General features: G+C 50.0%; 28 protein-coding genes and 1 riboswitch. Of the genes, 5 read left to right on the forward strand and 23 right to left on the reverse strand.

The features are described 5' to 3' along the window. Positions 1-52: 52 nt before the first annotated feature. Both DHAF_RS19325 and DHAF_RS19330 read right to left on the reverse strand, forming a co-directional pair. A complete protein-coding gene (locus DHAF_RS19325) occupies positions 53-1,417 on the reverse strand; it encodes a sensor histidine kinase (RefSeq protein WP_015944849.1) in 1,365 nt (454 codons plus the stop codon). Beyond that, positions 1,414-2,133, reverse strand: coding sequence for a response regulator transcription factor (locus DHAF_RS19330; RefSeq protein WP_015944850.1), 720 nt, complete (start codon positions 2,131-2,133; stop codon positions 1,414-1,416). The genes DHAF_RS19325 and DHAF_RS19330 overlap by 4 nt, the downstream gene beginning before the upstream one ends. Before the next feature lie 146 nt (positions 2,134-2,279). Between DHAF_RS19330 and DHAF_RS19335 the strand changes: the two genes are divergently transcribed. From DHAF_RS19335 to DHAF_RS19345, 3 genes are read left to right on the forward strand one after another with little or no spacing between them, the layout of a single operon-like run. After that, positions 2,280-3,194, forward strand: a complete 915-nt coding sequence (locus DHAF_RS19335) for an ABC transporter ATP-binding protein (RefSeq protein ID WP_015944851.1) — start codon at positions 2,280-2,282, stop codon at positions 3,192-3,194. Continuing rightward, on the forward strand, positions 3,191-3,943 hold the full coding sequence (locus tag DHAF_RS19340; protein WP_015944852.1) for an ABC transporter permease: 753 nt from the start codon (positions 3,191-3,193) through the stop codon (positions 3,941-3,943). The genes DHAF_RS19335 and DHAF_RS19340 overlap by 4 nt, the downstream gene beginning before the upstream one ends. 2 nt (positions 3,944-3,945) lie before the next feature. Beyond that, positions 3,946-4,680, forward strand: coding sequence for an ABC transporter permease (locus tag DHAF_RS19345; RefSeq protein WP_015944853.1), 735 nt, complete (start codon positions 3,946-3,948; stop codon positions 4,678-4,680). Between the two features lie 138 nt (positions 4,681-4,818). Here DHAF_RS19345 and DHAF_RS19350 read toward each other — a convergent pair whose 3' ends face one another. Both DHAF_RS19350 and DHAF_RS19355 read right to left on the reverse strand, forming a co-directional pair. After that, positions 4,819-5,031: a hypothetical protein gene (locus DHAF_RS19350; RefSeq protein WP_015944854.1), complete on the reverse strand. Its 213-nt coding sequence runs from the start codon at positions 5,029-5,031 to the stop codon at positions 4,819-4,821. Positions 5,032-5,045: 14 nt separating this feature from the next. After that, positions 5,046-5,306, reverse strand: coding sequence for a type II toxin-antitoxin system RelE family toxin (locus DHAF_RS19355; RefSeq protein WP_015944855.1), 261 nt, complete (start codon positions 5,304-5,306; stop codon positions 5,046-5,048). A gap of 300 nt (positions 5,307-5,606) precedes the next feature. Here DHAF_RS19355 and DHAF_RS19360 point away from each other — a divergent pair, with 300 nt between their 5' ends. Together DHAF_RS19360 and DHAF_RS19365 are read left to right on the forward strand one after the other, a co-directional pair. Beyond that, entirely contained in the window at positions 5,607-5,876 is a 270-nt protein-coding gene (locus DHAF_RS19360; RefSeq protein ID WP_015944856.1) for a type II toxin-antitoxin system Phd/YefM family antitoxin, read from the forward strand. Next, a complete protein-coding gene (locus DHAF_RS19365) occupies positions 5,863-6,171 on the forward strand; it encodes a type II toxin-antitoxin system RelE/ParE family toxin (protein WP_015944857.1) in 309 nt (102 codons plus the stop codon). Before DHAF_RS19360 ends, DHAF_RS19365 begins: the two co-directional genes overlap by 14 nt. A gap of 97 nt (positions 6,172-6,268) precedes the next feature. Here the strand turns inward: DHAF_RS19365 and DHAF_RS19370 are convergent, their stop codons facing one another. The 19 genes from DHAF_RS19370 to DHAF_RS19455 form a co-directional block, all read right to left on the reverse strand. Beyond that, on the reverse strand, positions 6,269-6,979 hold the full coding sequence (locus tag DHAF_RS19370) for a vitamin B12 dependent-methionine synthase activation domain-containing protein (RefSeq protein ID WP_015944859.1): 711 nt from the start codon (positions 6,977-6,979) through the stop codon (positions 6,269-6,271). 14 nt (positions 6,980-6,993) lie between these two features. Further along, positions 6,994-8,844: an ASKHA domain-containing protein gene (locus DHAF_RS19375; RefSeq protein ID WP_015944860.1), complete on the reverse strand. Its 1,851-nt coding sequence runs from the start codon at positions 8,842-8,844 to the stop codon at positions 6,994-6,996. Between the two features lie 81 nt (positions 8,845-8,925). Beyond that, positions 8,926-9,645 carry a GntR family transcriptional regulator gene (locus DHAF_RS19380; RefSeq protein WP_015944861.1) on the reverse strand — a complete coding sequence of 240 codons (720 nt, stop codon included), beginning with the start codon at positions 9,643-9,645 and terminating at the stop codon, positions 8,926-8,928. Next, positions 9,621-10,271 carry a cobalamin B12-binding domain-containing protein gene (locus DHAF_RS19385; RefSeq protein WP_005811851.1) on the reverse strand — a complete coding sequence of 217 codons (651 nt, stop codon included), beginning with the start codon at positions 10,269-10,271 and terminating at the stop codon, positions 9,621-9,623. The genes DHAF_RS19380 and DHAF_RS19385 overlap by 25 nt, the downstream gene beginning before the upstream one ends. Positions 10,272-10,396: 125 nt before the next feature. After that, complete coding sequence (locus DHAF_RS19390) at positions 10,397-11,095, reverse strand: DUF1638 domain-containing protein (protein ID WP_015944862.1); 699 nt, start codon at positions 11,093-11,095, stop codon at positions 10,397-10,399. 13 nt (positions 11,096-11,108) lie between these two features. Next, positions 11,109-11,915: a methyltetrahydrofolate cobalamin methyltransferase gene (locus DHAF_RS19395; RefSeq protein ID WP_005811853.1), complete on the reverse strand. Its 807-nt coding sequence runs from the start codon at positions 11,913-11,915 to the stop codon at positions 11,109-11,111. Positions 11,916-11,989: 74 nt separating this feature from the next. Further along, positions 11,990-12,133, reverse strand: coding sequence for a hypothetical protein (locus tag DHAF_RS26160; RefSeq protein WP_015944863.1), 144 nt, complete (start codon positions 12,131-12,133; stop codon positions 11,990-11,992). Between the two features lie 13 nt (positions 12,134-12,146). Then, a complete protein-coding gene (locus DHAF_RS19400; protein ID WP_015944864.1) occupies positions 12,147-13,292 on the reverse strand; it encodes a uroporphyrinogen decarboxylase family protein in 1,146 nt (381 codons plus the stop codon). Beyond that, positions 13,285-13,932: a cobalamin B12-binding domain-containing protein gene (locus DHAF_RS19405; RefSeq protein ID WP_015944865.1), complete on the reverse strand. Its 648-nt coding sequence runs from the start codon at positions 13,930-13,932 to the stop codon at positions 13,285-13,287. The genes DHAF_RS19400 and DHAF_RS19405 overlap by 8 nt, the downstream gene beginning before the upstream one ends. Positions 13,933-14,160: 228 nt before the next feature. Then, complete coding sequence (locus DHAF_RS19410; RefSeq protein ID WP_011460551.1) at positions 14,161-14,973, reverse strand: energy-coupling factor transporter transmembrane component T family protein; 813 nt, start codon at positions 14,971-14,973, stop codon at positions 14,161-14,163. Next, a complete protein-coding gene (locus DHAF_RS19415; protein ID WP_011460552.1) occupies positions 14,964-16,745 on the reverse strand; it encodes an ABC transporter ATP-binding protein in 1,782 nt (593 codons plus the stop codon). Before DHAF_RS19415 ends, DHAF_RS19410 begins: the two co-directional genes overlap by 10 nt. Before the next feature lie 12 nt (positions 16,746-16,757). Continuing rightward, positions 16,758-17,270, reverse strand: a complete 513-nt coding sequence (locus tag DHAF_RS19420) for an ECF transporter S component (protein ID WP_011460553.1) — start codon at positions 17,268-17,270, stop codon at positions 16,758-16,760. Between the two features lie 86 nt (positions 17,271-17,356). Beyond that, on the reverse strand, positions 17,357-18,130 hold the full coding sequence (locus DHAF_RS19425) for an AIR synthase related protein (protein ID WP_011460554.1): 774 nt from the start codon (positions 18,128-18,130) through the stop codon (positions 17,357-17,359). A gap of 107 nt (positions 18,131-18,237) precedes the next feature. After that, positions 18,238-18,419, reverse strand: a riboswitch (cobalamin riboswitch). 167 nt (positions 18,420-18,586) lie between these two features. Continuing rightward, on the reverse strand, positions 18,587-19,777 hold the full coding sequence (gene metK / locus DHAF_RS19430; RefSeq protein WP_015944866.1) for a methionine adenosyltransferase: 1,191 nt from the start codon (positions 19,775-19,777) through the stop codon (positions 18,587-18,589). Between the two features lie 5 nt (positions 19,778-19,782). Continuing rightward, positions 19,783-20,985, reverse strand: coding sequence for a bifunctional phosphopantothenoylcysteine decarboxylase/phosphopantothenate--cysteine ligase CoaBC (coaBC, locus tag DHAF_RS19435; RefSeq protein WP_011460556.1), 1,203 nt, complete (start codon positions 20,983-20,985; stop codon positions 19,783-19,785). Next, positions 20,985-21,191, reverse strand: a complete 207-nt coding sequence (rpoZ, locus tag DHAF_RS19440; protein ID WP_005811864.1) for a DNA-directed RNA polymerase subunit omega — start codon at positions 21,189-21,191, stop codon at positions 20,985-20,987. Before rpoZ ends, coaBC begins: the two co-directional genes overlap by 1 nt. 2 nt (positions 21,192-21,193) lie before the next feature. Beyond that, positions 21,194-21,796, reverse strand: coding sequence for a guanylate kinase (gmk, locus tag DHAF_RS19445; RefSeq protein ID WP_015944867.1), 603 nt, complete (start codon positions 21,794-21,796; stop codon positions 21,194-21,196). Positions 21,797-21,809: 13 nt separating this feature from the next. Further along, positions 21,810-22,085 carry an extracellular matrix/biofilm regulator RemA gene (gene remA / locus DHAF_RS19450; RefSeq protein ID WP_005811866.1) on the reverse strand — a complete coding sequence of 92 codons (276 nt, stop codon included), beginning with the start codon at positions 22,083-22,085 and terminating at the stop codon, positions 21,810-21,812. 15 nt (positions 22,086-22,100) lie between these two features. Then, positions 22,101-22,982: a YicC/YloC family endoribonuclease gene (locus DHAF_RS19455; protein WP_005811868.1), complete on the reverse strand. Its 882-nt coding sequence runs from the start codon at positions 22,980-22,982 to the stop codon at positions 22,101-22,103. Positions 22,983-23,393 lie beyond the last annotated feature (411 nt).

The following is a 23,393-nucleotide window of genomic DNA, read 5'->3' on the forward strand; positions in this document are numbered from 1 at the left end:
GGATTGACTCATCCAGATGAGTCGATCTCAAAACGGCCAAATTTTATCCCCCCTAGGAGGACGGCGGCAGATTGATCACTACCCGGCATCCTCCTTCCGGCAGATTTTCAAACTCCGTGGTCCCCTCATGAACCCTTGCGATCTGCCGGACCAGGGTCAGGCCCAGGCCATGGCTCGGCATCCCGGTCAAAGAGTTCTCCTCCTTGAGCCGGTCCAGAAGCTCTTGGTCAAAGCCCTTGCCGTTATCTGCCACTGCCATAACCCAGCAGGAATTTACCCGCTCAAGGGTTATGCGGATAGCACAGCCCTGAGGATTATGGCGGATGCTGTTTTGGATCAGATTATAAACGGCACGCCTGAGCAGCTCCTGATCCCCCAGGACCTTAGCCTGCCGGGCTGATTCGCCCACATCTAATTCAAGTGAGTAGGGCCGGGCAAGCCCTCCGTTTAAAAAATCAGCGGCAATCTGACGCAGCAAGGGCGCCAGGAGAACCTCCTCCTGGTGCAAGGGCTGCATATCGTATTCCAGCTTGGAGGCCAGATTCAGATCGTTGACCAGGGTCTTGATCCGTTGGCTTTGCTGGCGCACGATTCCCGCCTGCTCCCTGGCCGGCCGGGGAAGCTCCTGATTGTCCTCCAGCTGGCTGGCATAGCCCATGACCATGGAAAGAGGAGTGCGGATGTCGTGGGATATGCCGGCGATCCATGAGGTTCGTGCCTGCTCCCTTTTTTGCAGGGCGATCTCCTGCCTTTGCAGCTCCCGGGAGGTTTGATTCAGAGCGGCGGCCAGCTCCCCTAAAACTCCGTTGGTCCCCAGCTGCACCGGCTGCTTTGCCGCCATTTGTTCAATCCCCTTCACCAGGGTGTGCATGGAGCGGAACAGGCGCAGGCCAAGCAGCAGGGCCAGCAGCACGGCAGCCAGCCCATTGGCCGCCAGCACGATAGGTATCCAAAGGATGGTTTTATCCATAATGCTTTGGGGCATCTCCATGCCCGTTTTCCAGACGCTTCCTTTGGGACAGCCCACCACCAGAAGCCCGTCCTGATGACGCCAGACATAGACGGGATAATCCTGCAAATACCATTTGGTAAAGCTGGCCACTTCCGGGATAGTATAGGTTCGGGAAAGCTCCCGGGGCAAATTCAGACTCCACAGGATTTCTCCTGAATCACTCAGGAGCATGGCCCATTCATAACGGACACTCATGGCCTGCCGTGCACTGTCGGCAAGGGTATACTCTTCCCCCTCCTTGGCCAGGCCGTCGGCAATGACGGAAACCCGGTAAGAGTTTCCGTTTTCTTGTTTAGCTCCGGTCACCCACAGCAAAAACAAAGCGGCATTCAGGATCAGCAGAATCAGTGCAATGCCGGCGGCGCTGCCCACATAACGTCCCAAAATCCTCAGCATGCTTTTCATTTTTCCACCACCCCGGTCAGCTTGTATCCTAACCCCCGCACCGTGAGGAGATAGCGGGGAGAAGAGGGTTCCGGTTCTATCTTTTCCCGCAGGCGGCGGATGTGCACCATCAGCGTATTCTCATATCCGTACAGATCATCCCCCCAGACCGCCCGGCACAGACTGTCTCCGGTGACGATGCTGCCCCTGTTTTCATACAGTTTTGCCAATAAGATATATTCTTTGGCGGTCAGGGTCACCTGACCCTGGGGACGGGTTACCAAGGCGCTGTTCAGATCCACCACCGCTTCCCCCAGACGGAAGAGGGGTTTCTTGCTCTGCCGCAGGGTGGGGGGAAAATAGGTTCGAGTCAGCACGGCCTTGAGCCGAAGCAGCAGTTCCCGGGGCAGAAAAGGCTTGGTAATATAATCGTCGGCACCAAGTCCCAAGCCAAGCAAACGGTTCTCGTCCTCATCCCGTGCCGACAGAAACAGCACCGGCACTGCGGAAATACTTCTGAACTCGGACATTAATGAAAAGCCGTCTCCGTCGGGCAAGGAGACATCCAAAATCACAACCTGGGGCTGTTCTGTTTGGAACAGCTCTTTTGCTTGTTGGCAGCTGGCTGCTGTCCGGACGCGCTGAAAGCCTTCTTTGTGGAGAATCTCCACCAGCATCCCGCGCAGATCCGGCTCATCATCCACTAACAAAAGTTTGCAGTCAAAAATTGTGTTCATGTTTATCACCGCCTTTATTATAAGGTATCGCTGGGAGAATACCTATGAGCCGGCAAAGATTTAAGGTAAATGTAAGGTGGCCCAAAGGTTCCTGTAAGCCTGCTCTGCTATGCTGAGCTTACTTTCAGATTAAAGGTGGTACTTGTATGGCTGATATTATCAAAACACAGGGTCTGTGTAAGCACTATGGCAAGACGCCGGGAGTCAGTGATTTGGATCTGTCGGTTGCCGAGGGAGCCGTCTACGGTTTTCTTGGTCCCAATGGCGCCGGCAAATCGACAACACTCAAAATGATTCTGGGGCTGGTTAAGCCCACTGCCGGCAGCATTACGGTATTCGGCAAAACCATGAATCACCGCAGCCGCATGTCCATTCTCAAGGATGTGGGCTCTTTAATCGAGTCCCCCAGCTATTATGGCCATTTAAGCGGCTACGAAAATCTCCGGATTATTGCCACCCTTAAAGGTACTCCGGAAAAAGACATCGGCCGAGTTCTGGAGATTGTCCGGCTGGAAAACCAAAAAAACAAAAAGACAAATCAATATTCTTTGGGCATGAAGCAGCGTTTGGGGCTGGCCTGCGCCCTTTTGGGCAATCCCCGGCTTTTAATTCTGGATGAACCTACCAATGGGCTTGATCCCGCCGGGATTCAGGAAATGCGGGAGCTGATCCGTTCCCTGCCCAAGGAGTACGGGATCACGGTTCTGGTCTCCAGCCATTTGCTCAGTGAGATTGAGCAAATGGCGACCAATCTGGGCATCATCAGCAAGGGCCGGCTTGTTTTTCAAAGCAGCCTAGGGGCCCTGCACCAAAAAAGCAGCCCCAGCATAGCCATCCGCACTTTGGATAACCACCGGGCCGCCGCTGTTCTGAGAGAACAAGGTATTGCTGTTCAGTGCCAGCAGGATTACCTGCTCCTCCCAGCCTTTGCGGATGGGGAATTGTCCCGTTTAACTCTGAACCTGTTTGAACAGAAGGTAGGGGTCGTGCGGATTGAGCAGCGCGAAAAAAGCCTGGAAGATATCTTCCTAGAACTGACGGGATCGGCGGTGAGTTTATGAGAAAAGCCCTGTCCGTCGAATTCAGAAAAACCCGGCACCGCAAGATTTGGCTGATTGTGGCCGCCTTGCTGGGCTTTCAGCTGCTCTGGTTCTTCTGGGGGTTAAAGCATATGGATGCCGGGAAGCTGCAGCAGGGCTGGCTGCTCTGTCTGTACCAGTTTCCTGTGCTCAATGCCATTATCCTGCCGGTGGTCACAGCCGTTGTGGCCTCCCGGCTCAGCGATGTGGAGCATAAAGGGCAGACCTTCAGGCTTTTAAATACGGTCATGCCGGCGGGGAAATTGTTTGATGCCAAATTTCTCTGCGGCGCCTTCTATATTCTTGCTATCGTTATTTTACAGGTCATGGCTATGCTTTTAGCCGGCTATGCCAAAGGTTTTACGGAATCTCCTCCCCTTCCCCAGCTGGGATACTACCTTCTGTTTACCTCCTGGGTTACCCTCACCCTTTTGCTGATCCAGCACATTGTCTCCCTGTTGTCCACCAATCAGATGATCCCTCTTTCCCTGGGATTGCTGGGAGGCTTCGCCGGGCTTTTCATCATGTATCTCCCCCCGCAATTTGCCAGGCTGATTCCCTGGGGCTATTACGGGGTGTTGATGCAGGTGGGGATGAATTGGGACCGGGAAACACGAGTCACTGATTTTTATTGGACGGATATCGACTGGCCGGGATTCCTGATCATCACAGCCGCCTTCCTGCTGTTCTATAGCGGCGGGCGTGCCCTCTTCAGGAGAAAGGAGGTCTGATTATGTTTGGCCGCGCTCTCAGAGCCGAAGGAATGAAGCTGCGCCACAGTCCCGTCTGGCTGGCCTTTATCCTGCTGCCTATTCTGCCCGCTTTGATCGGAACCTTTAACTATTTGCTGAATATCGGTATTTTGCAGGATGGATGGTACAGCCTCTGGACCCAGCACACCTTGTTTTCCTGCTATTTCTTTCTTCCCGCCATTATTGGTGTCTACTGCTCCTATCTCTACCGGCTGGAGCATCTGAACCACAACTGGAATTCGGTTATGACCATGCCCATACCGGTGAGCTGTTTCTTTCTCGCCAAGCTGTGCATCGCCTCGGCTATGGTCATCTTCACCCAGGTATGGACAGGGGCATTGTACCTTTTGTCCGGAAAGCTGGCGGGGCTGTCTTCCCCGGTTCCCGGACAATTTCCGGAATGGCTGCTGACCGGCGCTGCGGCAGCTATCGCCATCTGCGCCGTACAGCTCTGTTTATCCCTGATGATCCGCAGCTTTGCCGTGCCGGTGGGGCTGGCTCTGATGGGAGGTATTGCCGGGCTGGGCATGCTTGCCAAAGGGTATGGGGTCTTCTTCCCTTATTCCCTTTTAAGCCTGGGCATGCGCGCCAATCAGCCTGGGGGACCTATGCAGTGCGATCTGGGGCACTTTCTCCTGAGCTGTGCCCTCTATGTCCTTGCTTGCGTACTGTGGGCCGTGCTCTGGATGAAGCGGCGTGATGTTCACACCGGCTGAGCCGGGTTTGCGGAAAGGGGCCTGCTGCTATAGCTAAATGAAAATTCGGCCGTTTTGCGATGGATTCATCTAGATGAGTCCATCCAAAACGGCCGAATTTTTAAGCAAAGAACCCTGATTCCCCAATCAGTAAGTCGGTTAATTCCAGTCGATGTCTGAATGGCTAACGGTTTCATTGTTGGCTATTTCTTTTTCGGCTTCTGTTAACCTCGCTCTCTCCGAAGGGGTTAGCTTTGTAAAATCGCTGTCCCAGGCAAGAACCATCCTTTTAATCATTTCAAATGCCAGCTTCTGTTCCGACTCAGGCAACATATCGATCATATCAATAATTTGCTTTGAAACTGCGGACATACTATCACCTCTCCTTATTTATATATGTCCCCTCGTGAGCCAATATCTTTGATCATCAGGACTTCTTTATTATTAAGACTAATATATTCATATAATATCCGGTATCTTCCTATTCGCAAACGAAATGTAGGGGGATTTAATCCCTGCATTTGCTTAATATCACCCTTTGGTGGTACTTCAAGTAGTCCTTCTATTCCAGCTTTAACTCTCAGTTTTGTAGATTTATCAAGACTATTGATTGCTTTGAAGGCGACTCTGGAATATACAATTTCCACGCTCTTCACTCCCTTACCGGAGATATCTAAGTGGTGCATGTGGAAGGAGCTAATTCCCCTACAATTCGATCGCAATACAAATTGTGCGAATCCACCTTCATTATAAATTCCAAGTACCCAGAATTCAAGCTTCGTATTTTTCAAGGCCCGCCCATTATAAGTAGTCGGGGTTCTCATGTTAATTGCTTACATCGAGACCCCTGGGCTCTCTGCTCATCTCTTTGCTTCCATTGCTAAGGATCAAAATTCAGTATAAAATAAGATCAAAATATAGACTTAATTTTGCACAGGAGTGATTTTATGATAATAAAACCCACATCTTCACTGAGAACGGAACTCGGGGAAATTACTAAAATATGCAAGGAGAAGGCCGAACCTGTTTATCTGACCAAAAATGGGGAGGGTGAGTTGGTTATTATGAGCATAGCTGCTTACGAGCACAGGGAAGCTATGTTAGATCTGAGGACTAAGCTATTAGAAGCTGAAAAACAGCGTCTTAATGGCGCACCGAGCTATACCTCAGATGAAGTGAGGGAATATATAAGGAGTCTTCACAATGATCAAGTATAAAGTCACTCTATTGCAAGTGGCCCGTGATGACATTGGCGAGATATTCATATATATTGGGGCAGACAATCCAGAATCAGCCCTGGGAATATCGGAGAAGATTATTGAGAAAATCGACTTATTGGCAGAATTTCCGTATGCGGGGAAAATCGTACCTGACAGTGCATTAGCTAAGCAGGAATACAGGATGCTCATTGTCAGCAACTATATAGTTTTTTACAAAGTCATTGATAATGAGGTTATCGTATACAGAGTTCTTCATGGAATGCGCGATTGTCCCGGCTTATTCAATGAATAGTCGTAACTTTCCCATGGGAAAGCTTCCTTTAAAATTCAACAAAGATCAGAGAACCCTGGCCCCTCGATTGATGAGTGGTCAGGGTTCCTTGCTGCCCTCAGCAATTATTGACGCCAAGCTCCCGCATCGTGCAGCTGCCCTTAAGATGGCAAAAGTCACAATGGGTTTTACCTTTGAAGTCCGGTAAGTTGCTGCCCACTCCCATGACCATGGCAATGGATTTTTTGGGCAGCATAAGGTTGGAGTCGGTCAGGCTGATGCCGATCTGCTCCCCTTTCAGGTAGTCAATGATCGTTCTTACATCTTCGAGCCCTTTCCAGTAAGAATGCCCGGGACCTAAAGAAAACGTGGTATCCAGCTGCTTTTCTTTATAGAGTCCTGCGAGTTCGGAGATAGCATGATAGGCCGCTTTGGCCAAAATCGCCGATCCGGCCGCATCAAGGATGAAGGCTTCCAGGGTTTTGCCTTGATGGGTGTATTCCTTGACTCGTTCATCGATCCCTTCCCCGATGGTCATCGCAAACAAAACCGCACTCTCTGCCGGGCCTAACACCTTGGGCAATAAGCTGCCCCTTAAGGTAAGCCCACCCTCAAGATAGAGCTCCTGCTGCTGCGAACCCAGCACTTTGACTTCCTGCCAAATGATGCTGACCTTTGCCAATTCCCTGGCTTCCGCCAATAGCTTGATGTTTAAATCCACCATGTCCTGTCTCGGTGAGCGGCGGCTCAGATCCGCTCCCTGAGCCGTAAACAGCTCTTCTATGGTTATCTCCGGCACCAAAACCGCCAAGGTTCCTGCTTCTGCCATAGTGTTCCCACTCCTCAATCCAACTTAAAATAGGTGTTTTGTGCAAAAATAGTGTTGAATCCCGGATAGCTGCCCAGTTCAACAAAGGAAACCTCTCCGGCCAGATCCTTGGCCCGCGAAAACTCCTGGGCGGAAAGCAAGGCAATTTTTGCCCCATTTCCTGCCGCATTGCCGATGGTCTTGATCCGGCTCTCCAGCTCCCGGGGAATTAAGCCGATCACACAGGCACTGTGGGGATTGAGATAATTGCCAAAAGCTCCGGCCAGCAGCACTTCCTTAATATCATCACACTCGATGCCCATGGCCTCCTGCAAAATCTTCACACCGGCTGCAATAGCCCCTTTGGCCAGCTGAAGCTCGCGAATATCGTTCTGAGTGATCAGAATCGGTCGGCCATGACGGGTTTGACCGGCTTCAACCAATTGAAAAGCCCAAGTCTCTTCATATTTAATAAGTCTGTCCTTTAGTTTAAGGGCGCTGGGATGAGTTAGTTTTTCAGGCTCTAAAAACTTGCCCCGTTTATTGATCATCCCCAGCTCCACAAAGCCGGCTACCCCGTCAAGAAGAGCGGAACCGCAGATTCCTATGGGGCGCCCGTTGCCGATGACCGTATAGCTCAAACCGTGGTCAAAGGAAATATGATCAATCGCTCCCTCGGCGCCTCGCATGCCGCTGGTGATCTGGGCTCCTTCAAAAGCCGGACCGGCCGCTGCGGAACAGGCCACCATCCGGTCTTGGGAACCTAAGACAATCTCTCCATTGGTGCCAATATCCAAAATCAGGGTAACCTGATCCCTTTTCTCCAGATCGGCGGCCAGCAGAACAGCCGTAGTGTCCGCACCTACAAAGCCGGCGATATTGGGCAGGACGAAAACCCGGCCGGCCTGATTGATTTCCAGACCCAGCTCCTCAGGAGCCACCACAAGCCCCTGGTTAACGGCGGAAACATAGGGGGACATGCCAATGGTCCGGGGGGTTATCCCCAGGAAAAGGTGATGCATGGTGGTATTGGCTGCCACGGAAATTCCGTAAAGCTGATTTCTGCTCACCCCCGCCTTGTCAACCGCTTCGCCGATCAGCCTGTTCATAGCCCCTGTTACGGCTTGATGCAGGGTGTCCAGCCCCTTTTCCTCTTTGCCGGCGAAGGTTATCCGGGAGATGACATCTCCCCCATATTGGGCCTGGGGATTAAGGGTCGATACCACTTCAAGCTCTCTGCCCGAATTTAAATCCAGCAGATAGCCGACAATGGTCGTCGTTCCGATATCAAAGGCCATGCCCAAGAGGGTCCCGGTGGTATCCCCCTGCTCTATTCCCAAGACCTGAGAACCGTACACTACAGTTGTCACCCGGTTGGCGGACTCCCTTAGGGTGTCCGGCAGCCGGCGGAGCACGGAGAGAGGGGCCTGCAAATCATGGACACTGCTGCCAAGCCCGGCCAGGCTTTCCTGCAAGCGCTGCCAGTCTGATTTATGCTCGCTGAGGGAAGGTTGGGCAATTTCTGCAAATACTTTGAGCAGATGGGGCTGAATATGAAAGGCTCTCTCCGCAGAATCAATCAGAATATGATGCTGCAGCTTTTTGGGACTTTGCATCTCGACCATCATGTCTCTGTTTATTTTGGTGGCACAGGCTAAACGAATGCCTTCCGCCAACTCCTGAGCTGTCAGATGATCTTCATCAATCGCCGTAAAGTCCTCCAGTCCCTCCCTAACTTTTACCCGGCATTTCCCGCACTTCCCCCTGCCTCCGCAGGGGAAATCCTCTCCCAGTCCCGACCGGTTCATGGCTTCCATAATGGTGGTGCCGGCAATTACCGGCACGCTGATCTCTCCAGGTTGGAACACTATCCTGACTTCTTTCAAGAAAACGACCTCCTCCCCATGGTGGGCTTGTGTAAAGCAAAACTGCATCGTAGATTGATGCAGCTCATTAAATCAGCAAGTCTACTCACTTCTGCCCTTTAATTTTATATAGTCTCCCCGGAAATAAGTCACGCAAAAGCCAATCGGCTTATTCTCTTCATTATGGATGCGCTGTTCGATAACCAGCAGTGCCAGGTCGTCATGAATCTTTAAATGGCGCCTGATCTCTTCATCAGGGGGCTGAGCATAAATGGTCAGTTCCTTTTTTAGAGAAAAAGAGGACACACTGCCCGAAACCATCTCGGGAAAAGTGGCTTGTTCCAGCTCTTCTTCCACAATGGGCATCCCTTTGGAGTAGGGCAGATATTTTAGATCATAGGCGATGGGTTTGCCTTCGGTAAAAAACAACCTGCGAATCACAATCACATTTTTGTTCCTGGTGATCTGCAATTCCCCGGCCAGTTTTTCATCAGGCATGATGATATTGACTTCCAGCAGGCGGGAGCGGTCTACCGTGTTGATGGAGTTCTTCATCTCATCATAGTAAATGGTGTATTTGTTCAATTCCGGTTTCTGTACGAAGCTGCCTTTGCCCGGAATGGAATAAATATAGCCATCCTTGGCCAGAATAGCCAGACCTTTTCTGACCGTCATCCTGCTGGCCCCATATTCCCTGCTGAGAGCGCTTTCTGAAGCAACGGCATCCCCCGGCTTCAAGGACCCGCTATTTATTTTCCGTTTGAGCTCTTCCACAATCTGAAGATAGACGGGATTAATCATCTTTTCATCCATTCCAAACATATTTCAATCCCTTTTGAGGCATCGGTGGCGAAAGCATCAGCACCTATATAGCTGCAGCCATCGGCGTTAAGATAATTTGCCCCGGCGATAATCCTGACTTGGTCCTTCAGTCCTGCAGCGGCTAAAATGTCGATGACCTGTTTCATTTGATCGATAGTGCTGGTTAACACTCCGCTCAGTCCAATGATATCAGGCTTAAACTCCCTGGTCTTTTTGACAAAGGTTTCCCCGGATACATCCACACCAAGATCCAGGACTTCAAAGCCATGGGTTTCCAGCAAGGCCCGGAAAATCTCTTTGCCAATATCATGGATATCGTCTTTGACAGTGCCCAGGAGCACCTTCCCGCTTTTCTTTTTGTGATGGCTGCTGAAATACGATGTCATAGGCTTCAGCTCCAAAACTCCCCGAAAAATGATGCCTGCCATGATCAGGTCGGCGATATAATACTCCTTTGCTTCGTAGCGTTTGCCCACCCGGCTCATCCCTTCGATGATTAAGTTGACCAGGTCTAAAGGATTCATCCCTTGGTCTAAAGCATGATTGGCAAGCTCAAAGACTTTAGTTTCTTCGAGTTGTTCCACATAATTGATCAAGAGTTCTTCAGTCGTGCCAAAATCCTTCATTACGCCCTCCCTAACAGGTATACTCAGGTCACTTTATATAGAAGTATTTCTCATAATCATCTTATTTCCCACTCTGGGGTTTGTCAATTTTTAAAGGGAATGGGTCTTCCCTCAATACCTGCAGGTCAATAGGGCTGGCGGGGAAGGTCCTGGTCGCAGCAGGCAAAATCCTGTTGACTTACTGTTTCTCCTCGGGGTGTGATGCTGAAGTCCTGGGCAAAGCTCCCTGAAAGCAGTTTCCTTAAAAACCAAACATCGCCCTCAGCAAAGGTCAGTTCTAAATTAAGGCTTTGGGCCAGCAATTCTACTTCAGCCAAACATTCCTCAATACTATAGGACTTGGTATCGATGAGCATTAAATGCTTATAGTGCCTGAACATCTGCTCAAAGATTTTTTTCGCCCGTTCCGGCCCGTAGCGTTTTACGGCATGCTCTATTTCTCTGGCCATGCTGTGGGTGCCTTCCAGCCAGCCCTTGGTCATAAAAAAGGTGGCTTTGGGCCGCAAATAGGTCTGGCCCTGCCGGCTCATCAGCATGGAAATACAATCCTCCGTCCGGGGAATGATCAGATCCCCGGTGGTCGCCTTCAAGCCCACGGTGCCATTGCCGCAGCAGCCATAAGCCAAGAGAATGGTTTTTACCTCTTCAAGCCGGTCAATTTCCTCCTGGAGCTTGGCTCTTAGTCCATTAGGGTCTGTATGGTATTCGGAATCAATCCAGATGATCGGATAGGGGCAGCCATTCTCGGCTATGGCCTTATTCAGTTCATGCTGAAGCATCTTGCAGGCAATCAGCACCGTGCCTCCTGCACTTTCCTTAACCATACATCCTCCCCATTTACTCTTTGATGGGGCCGATTTTATTCTTGCGGAAAGCATTGGCGAAGTTTCTGCAGAGACGGTCCCGGCCCAGCAGAGCCTCAGTAGCCATCAGGGTAGCCATCATATCCCGGTTGGTGGGATCGAGAATGGCGGAATCCATTCCCGCATAAAGAGCGATGGTTAAAAAGCCTTGATTGACAACTTTTCTGAGAGGCATGCCAAAAGAAATATTGCTTAACCCGGAAGTTACTTTAATTGTGGGGTATAACTCTTTAACCAACTTCAGGGTTTCGGTAAAGTTCAATAAGGATTTATTATCCGCCGATAACGCCAGCACCAGGGGATCAAGATGGATGCGGTCCGGAGTGATGCCATGCTTTTGAGCCTTTTCCACAATCCTCTTCGTAATCTCCACCCGCGTCTCAGTGTCGGAAGGGATGCCTTTATTATCGCAGGTCAGGGCTATCACCTGCCACTCCGTGCCTTCAAGCAAAGGGAAAATAATCTCGCATTTATCCCCTTCCTCGGAAACGGAGTTAATCAGCCCGGGACGCCGGGCATGCTTGAAGACTTCTTTGATTACGGCGGCATTAGGGCTGTCAATGCACAGAGGAGTATCCACCGTATCCTGAACGATATTCATCAGCCAGATCAAGGTTTCCACTTCGTATTCCGGTGCTGTGCTGGCGCAGACATCGAGAAAATGGGCTCCCGCTTCCGTTTGTTTAAGGGCCAGGTTGCGGATGAACTCTTCATTCCGCTCAGCAATCGCCTGTTTTACGCTGGGGATGGTTCCGTTAATCTTTTCTCCGATAATGATCATAGCTTAGTCTCCTTTTGTTACAAAAGGGGCTGTTTAGCCACAGCCCCTTTGTTTTTGTTTTTTATAGAACTACTTTAAGCGCAGAGGAACATAATGAAGCTGAACATCATATCCTCGTAGCTCTGCATTTTCGGTGCCATGACCTGGGCTTCCTGCTCATCGATCTCCGGATGAGCGGCCAGGTATTCTTCCCATGTTTTATAGTAATCGGTGTTCATGAAGTTCCCCTCCTTAATAATTGGCGTTATTGGCTACATAATCCAGAACTGCTCTGGTATTATCAATATTCACGCTGTCAGCGGTGATGATCGCCTTGTCAAAGCTAAAGTAATAGCCGCCGCCTGGGGCCAGAATGTCATTAAGCTCTTTTGCCTTGTCGATGCATTCCTGTTTGGTCCCTGTCTTCAGGAGGGTAAGGGGATAGAAGCCGCCGATAATATGCTTCTTGCCCAATTTTTCCTTAACAAGCTTGGGATCCCCGTACTCAAAGGTCATTACGGTGCCGGCCGGCAGCTCGGCCAGATAGTCGATATAACGCATCCAGTCCTCCTCCACAAACAGATAGGACCTCATGCCTTTTTCCGCCAGACCTTCCACCAGTTTTTTAAAGCTGGGCCAGTAGAATCTGTCGAAATCCTTCCCTCTGAGATAGGGAGCCATATGCAAGGGAATAAAGGTGGCATTGTATTTGTTGGGGAAAGGCTGGGTTCCCATTTTGATCATCAAAGGAGTGACCGCATCGACAGCGGCTTCCACCTTATCAGGAATCCGTCTGACATCCATGGAAATATTTTTGAACCCTCTTAACTGGTCGGTCAAAATATCAAAGGGTGCTTCGCAGAAGGCAGCAAAGAAGGATACGGTACCGTAACCGTATTTGCCGATTAGATTCCCATAGATCCTGAACAAGTTGTTGTTTTCGTCTGTATAAGCTTTGAAGGCCTTAGCCATGACGATAGAGCGGGTGACCGGGTCGGCGTTAAGTTCGGAATATAAATTGGGCAGCACTTTTTCAACGATACAATTATAGGGGGAAGCAATAAAATCGTCATACTCTTCTACTTTGAGCCCTTCCACCTCCGGATGCTGCAGAAAACCATTGGACCCCATGACAAAGTTTCGCGAACCCAATATCTTATAAAAGGACGGCATTCTGAAGGCTGAGACAGGCAAGAGGTCGGAATAAAAATCCTCGCACACTTTCTCGAAGCAGGCCTCTAAATCCGTCGTATCCCATTGGACCTTTTTTAAATCCATGCCGGCATATTGAATAGCAAATTCATGGGTAAACATTGACATAATGGGCACCCGCTTGGGGATTTTCCCGTCAATCAGATCCGTGAATAACTGTGTTCTTTCAGCCATCTTATCAGACATGTTGTTCCACCCACCTCTGACAAATTTTTACGCCCTCGGCGGCATTGGTTGTAAACATATCGGCTCCGATCTGTTTGCAGGCCTCCTCGGTGACAGGGTTGCCGCCGATGATGACCTTCACCTGATCCCGCAGGCCCGCCGCTGCCAAAGCGTCAACGGTTGCTTTCATGGAATCAATGGCCAGGGTAAGAACTCCGCTCATCCCCAGTATTTCTGCTTTCACCTCTTTTACCTTGTCCACAAAAACCCCAGGCTCCACATCGATGCCCAGATCATGGACGACAAAACCTGCCGCCTCCACCATACTGGCAAAGATGTTTTTGCCAGTATGGTGCATATCCCCCTGGACCGTGCCGACAACGATGCTGCCCACCTTGCTGTTGCTGTCTCCGCCAATCACAGGTTTCAAAAGATCAAATGCCTCGCTTAAAAGTTCACCGGCGAAAATAAGGTCACCAACATAGTACTCCTTTTTTTCATAAAAGTCTCCGACGATGCTCATCCCTTTTTGACAAGCTGCAACCACTTGGTTGGCCTCCGCCATACTGGGCTTGGAGGCAACAAATTCCTCCAGTAAGCTTACTACTTGTCCTTCGTCCAGATCCCCAATGGCCTGTGTCAATGCATTTAAATCCAGCATCCTTTTCACTCCCTTAATGTTTTTAATAACCGGAAAGTTACATATACCTGTATATACAGCTTGGGGCAAAATAAAAGATGTTCTATGTTTTTATATTAACACGCCAGAACTATTTGTCAATATCAAATATTCAATCAATTTCTACTATTTTTGCGCTTATTTTTACTTAGGGCTGGCGCTTACCCTGGCACTCACTATCCTTAGCAAGCTGTTTATACTCATGAGGATTCATAACACCCCTAAGTTTAACCCGACCCGCAAATACAGCCCGCCGCCTAAGCATAGCAAAAGAGCCCCTAGAATCCAGTAATCCATTGCCGTCGAAGGGTGTTCATGGCTTGGGGTTATCGAGGAGCTATATCCGTAACCGCGGTTCAGCATACCTTTTGCTAAGTCCTCGGCAATCAAAATAGCATTTACAAATAAAGGGACCATAATCGCAAGATAGGTTTTGAGCCGCCCTATACTGCTTTGATCATTGATCCTGACACCCCGGGCCCTTTGCGCTTCGATAATAAGCAATCTTTTTTTATCCAGTGTGGGGATAAAGCGCAAGGCTGTCGTGATCATAAAGGTTATTTCCGCCGGCACCCTAAGCCGATTCAAAAACTCCATGAACTCATCCAGGGGGGTCGTTAAGGTTAGCAGAGAGGACCCCAATACCATAATAAGCAGGCGGCAGATGTAATTAATCCCCGTTAAAAAGCCTCCCACGGACAAGGCAAGCCGCCCCTCATTGGCTGCGGAGAAAAGAATAACCTGACTTATTTCGCTCTGAAATCTTTCCTGAGGGTAAGTTATGCCGGTAAAAAGAAGCAGAAAGAGACAGATGGGCATTAAAGGCCGGATCATCTGCCAGACTTTCTGCACAGGGATTTTGCTTTGCAGTGCTAATATTAGGATGCCGAGTAAACAACTTAAATTGTAGAGAGGATTTTGAAACAAAAAACCCCAGATAACAGCCACTAGAAAACCACATATTTTGGTACGGATATGGAGACGGTGCAGCAGAGAGTCCCCTGGCAAGTAGTCTATAAACAAGGTTTCCTTTCCCCCTCCTCAATGAGCTGGAACAATGCCTGCCTGAATTCCTCAGCCGATTGGGCAGAATAGCCCAAATCCTGCAGTCTTTGATTTAAGACGCATAATTGGGGAGGAAGGACTGCCGCCTGCCGGAGCATGGATTCATCAGCAAAAGCCTCCCAGGGAGGGGCATCGATCATCACCTGACCCTCCCGCAAAATGATCACCCGTTCGGCATAGTCGGCAACACTGTCCATATCATGGCTGATCATCAGAATGGTGGTCCCCTTTCTATGGAGCTGCTGAAGCAGCTTCATAATTTTCTCCACCCCCACCCAATCGAGACCTGTCGTCGGTTCATCAATGACGAGAATTTCCGGGGTAAGGGCTAAAACGGAAGCCACGGCGATGAACTGCCTTTCCCCTTTACTTAGAGTGTAGGGATGAACCTGACGATAGTTTTCCAGCCCGGTTAAGGCCAAGGCCTGGGTGATCCTCTCTGCAATCTCCGTCCTGGTAAAGCCGGCGTTCTTCAGGCCAAACTCCAGCTCCTTCTCTACCGAGACGGAAAAGATCTGGTGATCAGGGTTCTGGAACACATAGCCGACAGTTTTGGCTAACTGGGCCGTGTCAACATCTTTAGTATTCAGGCCCTTGACGATAACTTCCCCCTCGGTGGGCTTAAGCAAGCCATTGATGTGTTTGGCTAAAGTGGTTTTTCCGGCTCCATTGGAGCCTGCCAAAGCCACAAATTCTCCCTTTTCAATGGTCAGATCAATCCCCTGTACGCCTATTTGTCCCGATTCAAATCGGTGCACAAGCTGCGTAATTTGAATCAAGGCTGAATTCAGTGAGCTCTTCTCTGCTTCCTTTTCTTGATGGACTTTGCCTCTTGCCGGCGGCTCACTCGGCGGGACCACTCTGTTTTGTAGGCTGGGCCGCCCTATTAAATTGCGGATCAGGGATTCCGCCTCGGCAACATCCAAAGGAATGTCCTGGCCTTCAATCCATCCTCTTTGCCAAAAACTCCAGCCTAATAAGCTGACTGGCAAGGGCTTGATCCCGAATTCCTGCAAAAGAGGGATATTGCGGAAAAGCTGTTCCGGTATCCCTTGCCAGGCAACTTTCCCGTGCTTAAGTACGATAACTTCGTGGGCTCTATGCAGAATTTCTTCACTGGAGTGCTCGACGACAAGAATCGTCCGCTCTTTTTCACGACAGAGATCATCCAAGGTGCGATAGACCTGGAACCGTCCTTCCGGATCCAGTTCAGAAGCCGGTTCATCCATGACCAATAGTTCCGGTTCCAGGGCCAGCACTCCGGCGATCACCAGCCGTTGTTTTTCCCCGCCGGACAGCTCCGCTGTAGAGCGCTGATCATAGCCATTCAGCCGGACTTTGGCCAAGGCCTGGGCAACCCTTCGGTGAATTTCCTGCAGGGGTACACCGAAATTACGAGGGCCAAAAGCCACATCCTCCCCCACTGTTCGCCCGACGATCTGACTTTCTGCATCCTGAAGTACAAGCCCTACTTGCTTAGCCAGGTCCTGCACCCGGACCTCACGTGTCTCTTCCCCCCCAATCCTGACCTCTCCCTGCAGCTCTCCTTGCAGAAACTGGGGAATCAAACCATTCAGACACAAGCTTAAGGTTGTTTTACCTGCTCCCGTGGGACCCATCAAAGCGATGAATTTTCCTTTGGCCACTGCCAGGCTGACTTGTTTTAAACTCTCCTCTTCAGCTCTTGGATAACGATAAGAAACATCTCTTAATTCAATCACTGTCTCCACCCCAGCACTCCTCTAGATCAACCGGCTTCCTTTAAGCGCTTTATAGGCTAAGGCCGATACGGCAACATTTAAGACCGACCCTAATAACAGAAAGGGCATTAACCCTAAGACTGCACCCATACCACCGATGGGGAATACGGAAAAGGCCGCCACCACACCATTGAGGAGGGAGGTAATAATCACGGCAGGAATCAAACCGATTTTCTTATTGACCAGGCGATAAATCAAGGCAAAGACAGCCATTTCTATGGCGATCACCAAATGCATAGGAATTCCCAGGGGAAAACCGACCACCGCCGAGGTGAGCAGATGACCTATGGCAATAACAATACAGCCTTCTATGCTGCCAAAAGCCAAAGCGCTGAAAAAACCCGGAGCAGAATCCAGGGCCACTGTCCCCAGCGGGCTGGGAATTTTAATCAAGGCACCTACCGCACTCAAGGCAAGAAAGACTGCCATGATGGCAATCCGTCGGATATTCTGAGCTGATTTGGGAATCGTTGTTTTCTTTGCAGGTTCAATCATTGTTATTCTCTCCTTCATTTCATTTCATTTTTTCTTTTCATTTAACTTGATAACCTGAATCTTTCCGCTAACCTTTCTCTTGGATTCTAATCTTCATTTTCTGTTAGGAGACCTCCACCTCCATCCTCCTCCAGCCTGCCGATTTTATGGATGGGTAGCTTGCCGAAATCCCCTAATTCAATATCCTCAGCGGCCGTAAAAATGAGACAAGTTGAAGGCCCTGCCGATTTATTGATATCAAGTCTGCATTGGGAATCTTCTCCAAATCGGGCACCGACAGCTTGGGCAAGGGCTTCGGCTTCACCCCGTATCCCTTGGGAGCCTACGGGAATAATGTCATACACCCCAGGAATATTAAGCAATTGAATAAGATGTATCCCCTGCAGAATATCCGGATCTTCCGGGTCAGCCGCCTCAGTTCCCACTTTGGGGAGCCCCAGACAAAACAGGCTGTTGCCCGGCCTGGCTCTGCCAATGCGAAGTTTATCCTGATCGCAAAGCCCTATGACCGTGATGCCTAAGCCGGTTTGTTCTGTGGGCATATTCTTTTCCGTGCTGACGGCCGCAGGCAGGGAGAGCAGGTTCATAGCCTTCAGCTCTTCTCTCACCCCCTTCATTATTTCTTCCCCTGCGGGCAGGGGCTCATTGGCAATGGCAATGCTGAGCATCTGGGGAACCGCTCCCACCGCCAGCACTTCCAACAAAGCGACCCGGGCCGTCATCCTGCCGGTTACCCTCCAGGGAACTTTGACTGCATCCAGCTCTTTCTCACCAATAGCACCGCATGAATCGCAGGCTGCGACAAGATATTGAGCATCATTCAGGGCAACCACCTCAACATCTCTTCCCTGATATCCCAAGGCCCTCAACTCTCCTCTCCAATAATTTTTATAAAAATAAAAAGTCCATAGCCACCTCGCTTCTCCTTGCAGACAAAGCAAAATGACCATGAACTTTACCAAACTTCATGTGTCCCCGGATCCAGGCAGGTCTCCTGACTTCGAGTCATTGTCTCCTTGCTGCCTTCCCAGTTACCCAGTGGCATTCAGCGCTGAGACTCCTCTTTACAGTGGCGGGTCCGTCCGGGAATTGCACCCGGTTCCCTATTCTCCCTTCTTGGCGAAGGGCACCTGAAATCCTTAAATTGTTAAGACCTACTAAATTCAGTTTAGCCAAAACCAGAATAATGTCAAGTCAAAAATTCGTCCTATTGCCAAAGTAAGGGGGTGTTCTATCTTCTAAACCAATCAGGCCGGAGGATTGTTCCTATTGAAACAATCCTCCGGCCTGATCCATCTGCTTTTGAAATTTATAATTTATAGGCCTGCTTGCTCCCGCAGGGCAGCGGCTTTATCGGTCTTTTCCCATGGCAGGTCCAGATCAGTGCGGCCAAAGTGTCCGTAAGCAGCCGTTTGGCGGTAGATGGGACGGCGCAGATTCAGAGTCTTAATGATCCCTGCCGGACGGAGGTCAAAATTATTTTTGACCAGTTCGCCGATTTTTTCCTCGTCAATTTTGGCGGTTCCGAAGGTTTCCACCAGGACGGATACGGGCTGGGCTACCCCGATGGCATAAGCCAGCTGGATTTCACAGCGCTCAGCTAAACCGGCAGCCACCACGTTTTTAGCTACATAACGGGCGGCATAGGCGGCGGAACGGTCCACCTTTGTGGGGTCCTTACCGGAGAAGGCTCCTCCGCCATGGCGGGCCATCCCGCCATAAGTATCGACGATAATCTTGCGACCGGTTAAGCCGGCATCCCCTTGGGGACCGCCGATGACAAAACGGCCTGTGGGGTTAATAAAATAACGGGTGCTCTCATCCAGCAATTCCGATGGGACCACGGGAAATACCACATGCTCCAGGAGATCCCGGCGAATCCGCTCCTGAGTTGCTTCCGGATGATGCTGAGTGGAGATCACGATGGTATCGATACGGACAGGGCGATTATCCTCATACTCTACCGTCACCTGAGTCTTGCCGTCGGGACGGAGGTAATCCAGGATATCCGACTTGCGGACTTCACTGAGGCGGCGGGCCAGACGGTGGGCCAGATCAATGGCCAGGGGCATATAGCTTTCCGTTTCGTTGGTGGCGTAGCCGAACATCATCCCTTGGTCGCCGGCGCCAATGGCTTCGATTTCTTCCTCGCTCATCTCCCCGTTTTTAGCTTCCAGAGCTCTATCCACTCCCAAAGCAATGTCGGCGGATTGCTCCCCGATGGAGGTGAGCACGGCACAGGTATCGGCATCAAAGCCATATTTGGCCCGGGTATAGCCGATTTCACGGATGGTTTGTCTTACTGTGCTGGGAATATCCACATAACAATTAGTCGTAATTTCACCGCTGACTAACACCAGGCCGGTGGTCACCGAGGTCTCACAAGCGACCCGGGCATTGGGATCTTTAGCGAAGATAGCATCTAAGATGGCATCGGAAATCTGGTCGCAGATTTTATCGGGATGTCCTTCTGTGACCGATTCGGAGGTAAACAGTTTTTTTGCCAATGAAGTCACTCCTTTTCACTAAGGCGCTCAGCAATCTCCTGAACCAGCCGCCGAGCTACGTCTAATTTGTTCATTTGGGGCAGATCGATTTTCTTCCCATCCGGGAAAAGCAGGCTCACGATATTCGTAGGGCTGCCAAATCCCGCTCCGGGCTGGGTTACGTCATTGGCCACCAGCATATCGACATTTTTGCGCTGCATCTTGGCTTGAGCATGCTCATAAAGGTTTTCCGTCTCAGCGGCGAACCCCACCAGAAACTGGTTTTCTTTCTTCCTGCCGCATTCCGCCAGGATATCGGGATTGGGCACAAGTTCCAGAGCAAGATTTGTCCCAGCTTTTTTGATTTTCTGCTCAGCACTGACCGCGGGCCGGTAATCGGCAACTGCTGCGGCTTTGACCACAATATCCATCCGGGCAAATTCGCCCATGACCGCAGCATGCATTTCCTGAGCTGTCATAATATTGATTCGCCTTACTCCCGGCGGGGTGGGCAGTTCATTGGGCGCAGAGACAAGGATTGTTTCCGCACCGGCCTCCCTTAAGGCTTCAGCCACGGCAAAGCCCATCCTGCCTGAAGAACGGTTGCCGAGATAGCGGACCGGGTCAAGGGGTTCCTGGGTTCCCCCGGCAGTGACCAAGGCTTTCTTGCCCGCCAACACTCCTGAGGCGGCAAAAAAACTCTGCAAAGCCTCCACAAGTTCCTGAGGCTCACTCATACGACCGTCGCCATCGGTGCCGCAGGCCTGAAAGCCGGCAGCCGGTCCCAGAATGCGTACGGAACGTTCCCGGAGCCGCTTCAGGTTCTCCTGGGTGGCTGGATGATGATACATATGATGATTCATGGCCGGAGCCACAAAGATAGGGGCCTGCGTGGCCAGCAGGACAGTGGAGAGAAAATCGTCGGCAAGGCCCACGGTCATTTTGGCCAATAGATTAGCCGTAGCCGGGGCAACCAATACGGCATCGACGGCTTCCGCCAGGGCGATATGCTCAACATTCCACACCTTAGGCTCCTCGAACATGTCCACATAGACCGGGTTAGCCGAAAGAGTCCTCAGGGTTAAGGGGGCAATAAATTCAGTGGCCCCCTTAGTCATCGCCACATAGACGATGGCGCCCTGCTTGCGGAGGCGGCTCACCACATCCGCAGCTTTATAAGCCGCAATACCACCCGTGACGCCTATGAGGAGTTTCTTACCCCGCAACATTATTTAATTCCTTCACGGGTTAATTCAAAATGATATTTCCCTTTGGCGATTTCATCAAAAGCAAGGCTTACCGGTTTGGAACCGCGGTAATTCACTTCAAACTCCGGATCCTCCATGAGGGTACGGGCCCGTTTCGCCGCCGCCAGCACCAAGGTATATTTACTGTCCACTTTGCTCAACAAAATATCGAGGGAAGGCTGTTTCATGATTACACCCCCTGAAATACATAAGGTTTTCTTTTCACACGGCATTTCTCAGCCAGCAGAATGCTCTTTAATTTGTCTACTGCCAGAGGAATTTCATCATTGACGACCACATAATCATACTCGCTCACATATTCCAGTTCCCGAGCGGCAGTCTGCAGCCGTTTTTGAATCACTTCCTCGGATTCGGTGCCCCGTTTATGGATGCGCTGGGAAAGTTCATCCATGGAGGGCGGCACGACAAAAATAAACACTCCCTGGGGGAAACGCTGCTTGACTTGTAAAGCTCCCTGAATTTCAATCTCCAGAATGACATCATTCCCGGCTTGAATGGCCTGCTCCACAGCGAACTGGGGAGTTCCGTAATAGTTACCGCAAAACTCTGCCCATTCCAAAAGTTGATCCTGTTCGATCATGGTTTGAAATTCTTCCCGGCTACGGAAATAATAATGCAATCCATCCACTTCACCAGGACGGGGCTGGCGTGTCGTGGCCGACACGGAATACTTTACCTGAGGCAGCTGTCTCAGCAGTTCCTGGCAAAGGGTTCCTTTTCCCGCCCCGGAAGGACCGGATAGAACAATCAATAAGCCATGATTTTGTTCCACTCTTGTCCTCCCCTTAATCAGCTGGGTCTTCGGCAGTGTTGCTGGCTTCTTTCGCGGAGAGGCGATGGGCAACGGTTTCTGGTTGAACTGCCGACAGAATGACGTGATGGCTGTCACAGATAATCACGGCCCGGGTTCTGCGGCCATAGGTGGCATCGATCAGCATTCCTGCGTCCCGTGCTTCCTGGATAATCCGCTTGATGGGAGCTGATTCCGGGCTGACAATGGAGATAATGCGATTGGCGGATACGATATTGCCAAACCCAATGTTAATCAATTTAATGTCCAAAACTTAACCCTCCAATTATTCCAGATTTTGAACTTGTTCCCGAATTTTCTCTAATTCGCTTTTCATCTGAACGACATGCTGAGTAATGCTTAAATTATTAGCCTTCGAGCCAATGGTATTGATCTCCCGGTTCATTTCCTGAACCAGAAAATCCAGCTTGCGCCCGACGGGTTCAGAGCTTTGCAGAGCTTCCCGGCCTTGGTCAATATGGCTCTGCAGACGAACCAATTCTTCGGTAATGGATGCTCTGTCTGCAAAAAAAGCCACTTCATTGGCCAGGCGAGCTTCATCGAGAATGGCCTTATCTCCCAGAAGGACCTCTATCCTCTCCTGTAAGCGGGTTTGATAATCTATAACGATGCTGTCGGTATAACCTGCTATTTCATCTTTAGCCAGCATGATGGTATGTAAACGGTGCAAAAGATCTGCCGCTAAGCCTTCCCCTTCCACCTGCCGCATGGCTGTGAAGCCATTCAAAGCCTCGGCTACGGCACGGCTCAAGGGTTCCCAAATCAGTTCCAGATCAATATCCGTATCCTCTAGGTCAAAAACCTCGGGCAAGGCAGCTAAACGGTAAATATCCGTCTCATAGGTTGTATTGAGGGCTAAAGCGAGTTCCTTCAGTGTCTTATCATACGACAGGGCTAAATCTTTGTCAACCTTCACCAATCTCTTTTTTTCTTCGGTTTCCTTCACATTAACATAGACATCAATACGTCCGCGGTTGATTTTGCTTTGCAGGATTTTGCGTATTCTATCTTCTAAACTATTCAGATGGCGGGGCATCCGTACCGACGTCTCGAAAAAGCGATGATTGACCGCTTTCAGCTCGATGGTGAATTGGTAACCGTAACCGGAGGCTTCCCCCCTGCCAAACCCTGTCATACTGTTTGCCATGCTCTGACCAACTTTCTTTTTTAAGTTTTTAATTTATTATAGCGATTAATGTTCAAAAAAACAATTTAAGTTGATTTTGACTTGGATAATGGCTTGTTATGGATACATTATTTGTATGCTGTGAAGGTACGCAGATGAAGTTGAAATTCTGTCTGAAGCAAGTTTCCTTCTATAAATATAAGCAAGCAACAGGTAAAGAAATAAAGGAGAGTAAAGAAATAAAGACCGTATAACAACAGACTTTGTCACAGTCATTATACAGCCCTAGCTTTACCATTTTAAGATAGTATATCATACTATGAACTATAACGCAGGTGATTCTGTGACTTTTTCCCCCGCCAAGGAGCACCTCACCCTTTGCCAATCTACCTATAAAAAGTTCGTGCCAAATTCCCAAGCGCTTGGGAATTT

Source organism: Desulfitobacterium hafniense DCB-2, from assembly GCF_000021925.1.
GTDB lineage: Bacteria > Bacillota > Desulfitobacteriia > Desulfitobacteriales > Desulfitobacteriaceae > Desulfitobacterium > Desulfitobacterium hafniense.

Coding starts and splice junctions, on each gene's coding strand:
- DHAF_RS19325 (WP_015944849.1), bottom strand. CDS start 1,417: ATGAAAAGCATGCTGAGGATTTTGGGACGTTATGTGGGCAGCGCCGCC.
- DHAF_RS19330 (WP_015944850.1), bottom strand. CDS start 2,133: ATGAACACAATTTTTGACTGCAAACTTTTGTTAGTGGATGATGAGCCG.
- DHAF_RS19335 (WP_015944851.1), top strand. CDS start 2,280: ATGGCTGATATTATCAAAACACAGGGTCTGTGTAAGCACTATGGCAAG.
- DHAF_RS19340 (WP_015944852.1), top strand. CDS start 3,191: ATGAGAAAAGCCCTGTCCGTCGAATTCAGAAAAACCCGGCACCGCAAG.
- DHAF_RS19345 (WP_015944853.1), top strand. CDS start 3,946: ATGTTTGGCCGCGCTCTCAGAGCCGAAGGAATGAAGCTGCGCCACAGT.
- DHAF_RS19350 (WP_015944854.1), bottom strand. CDS start 5,031: ATGTCCGCAGTTTCAAAGCAAATTATTGATATGATCGATATGTTGCCT.
- DHAF_RS19360 (WP_015944856.1), top strand. CDS start 5,607: ATGATAATAAAACCCACATCTTCACTGAGAACGGAACTCGGGGAAATT.
- DHAF_RS19365 (WP_015944857.1), top strand. CDS start 5,863: ATGATCAAGTATAAAGTCACTCTATTGCAAGTGGCCCGTGATGACATT.
- DHAF_RS19370 (WP_015944859.1), bottom strand. CDS start 6,979: ATGGCAGAAGCAGGAACCTTGGCGGTTTTGGTGCCGGAGATAACCATA.
- DHAF_RS19380 (WP_015944861.1), bottom strand. CDS start 9,645: ATGTTTGGAATGGATGAAAAGATGATTAATCCCGTCTATCTTCAGATT.
- DHAF_RS19385 (WP_005811851.1), bottom strand. CDS start 10,271: ATGAAGGATTTTGGCACGACTGAAGAACTCTTGATCAATTATGTGGAA.
- DHAF_RS19390 (WP_015944862.1), bottom strand. CDS start 11,095: ATGGTTAAGGAAAGTGCAGGAGGCACGGTGCTGATTGCCTGCAAGATG.
- DHAF_RS19395 (WP_005811853.1), bottom strand. CDS start 11,915: ATGATCATTATCGGAGAAAAGATTAACGGAACCATCCCCAGCGTAAAA.
- DHAF_RS26160 (WP_015944863.1), bottom strand. CDS start 12,133: ATGAACACCGATTACTATAAAACATGGGAAGAATACCTGGCCGCTCAT.
- DHAF_RS19400 (WP_015944864.1), bottom strand. CDS start 13,292: ATGTCTGATAAGATGGCTGAAAGAACACAGTTATTCACGGATCTGATT.
- DHAF_RS19405 (WP_015944865.1), bottom strand. CDS start 13,932: ATGCTGGATTTAAATGCATTGACACAGGCCATTGGGGATCTGGACGAA.
- DHAF_RS19420 (WP_011460553.1), bottom strand. CDS start 17,270: ATGATTGAACCTGCAAAGAAAACAACGATTCCCAAATCAGCTCAGAAT.
- coaBC (WP_011460556.1), bottom strand. CDS start 20,985: ATGTTGCGGGGTAAGAAACTCCTCATAGGCGTCACGGGTGGTATTGCG.
- rpoZ (WP_005811864.1), bottom strand. CDS start 21,191: ATGAAACAGCCTTCCCTCGATATTTTGTTGAGCAAAGTGGACAGTAAA.
- DHAF_RS19455 (WP_005811868.1), bottom strand. CDS start 22,982: ATGGCAAACAGTATGACAGGGTTTGGCAGGGGGGAAGCCTCCGGTTAC.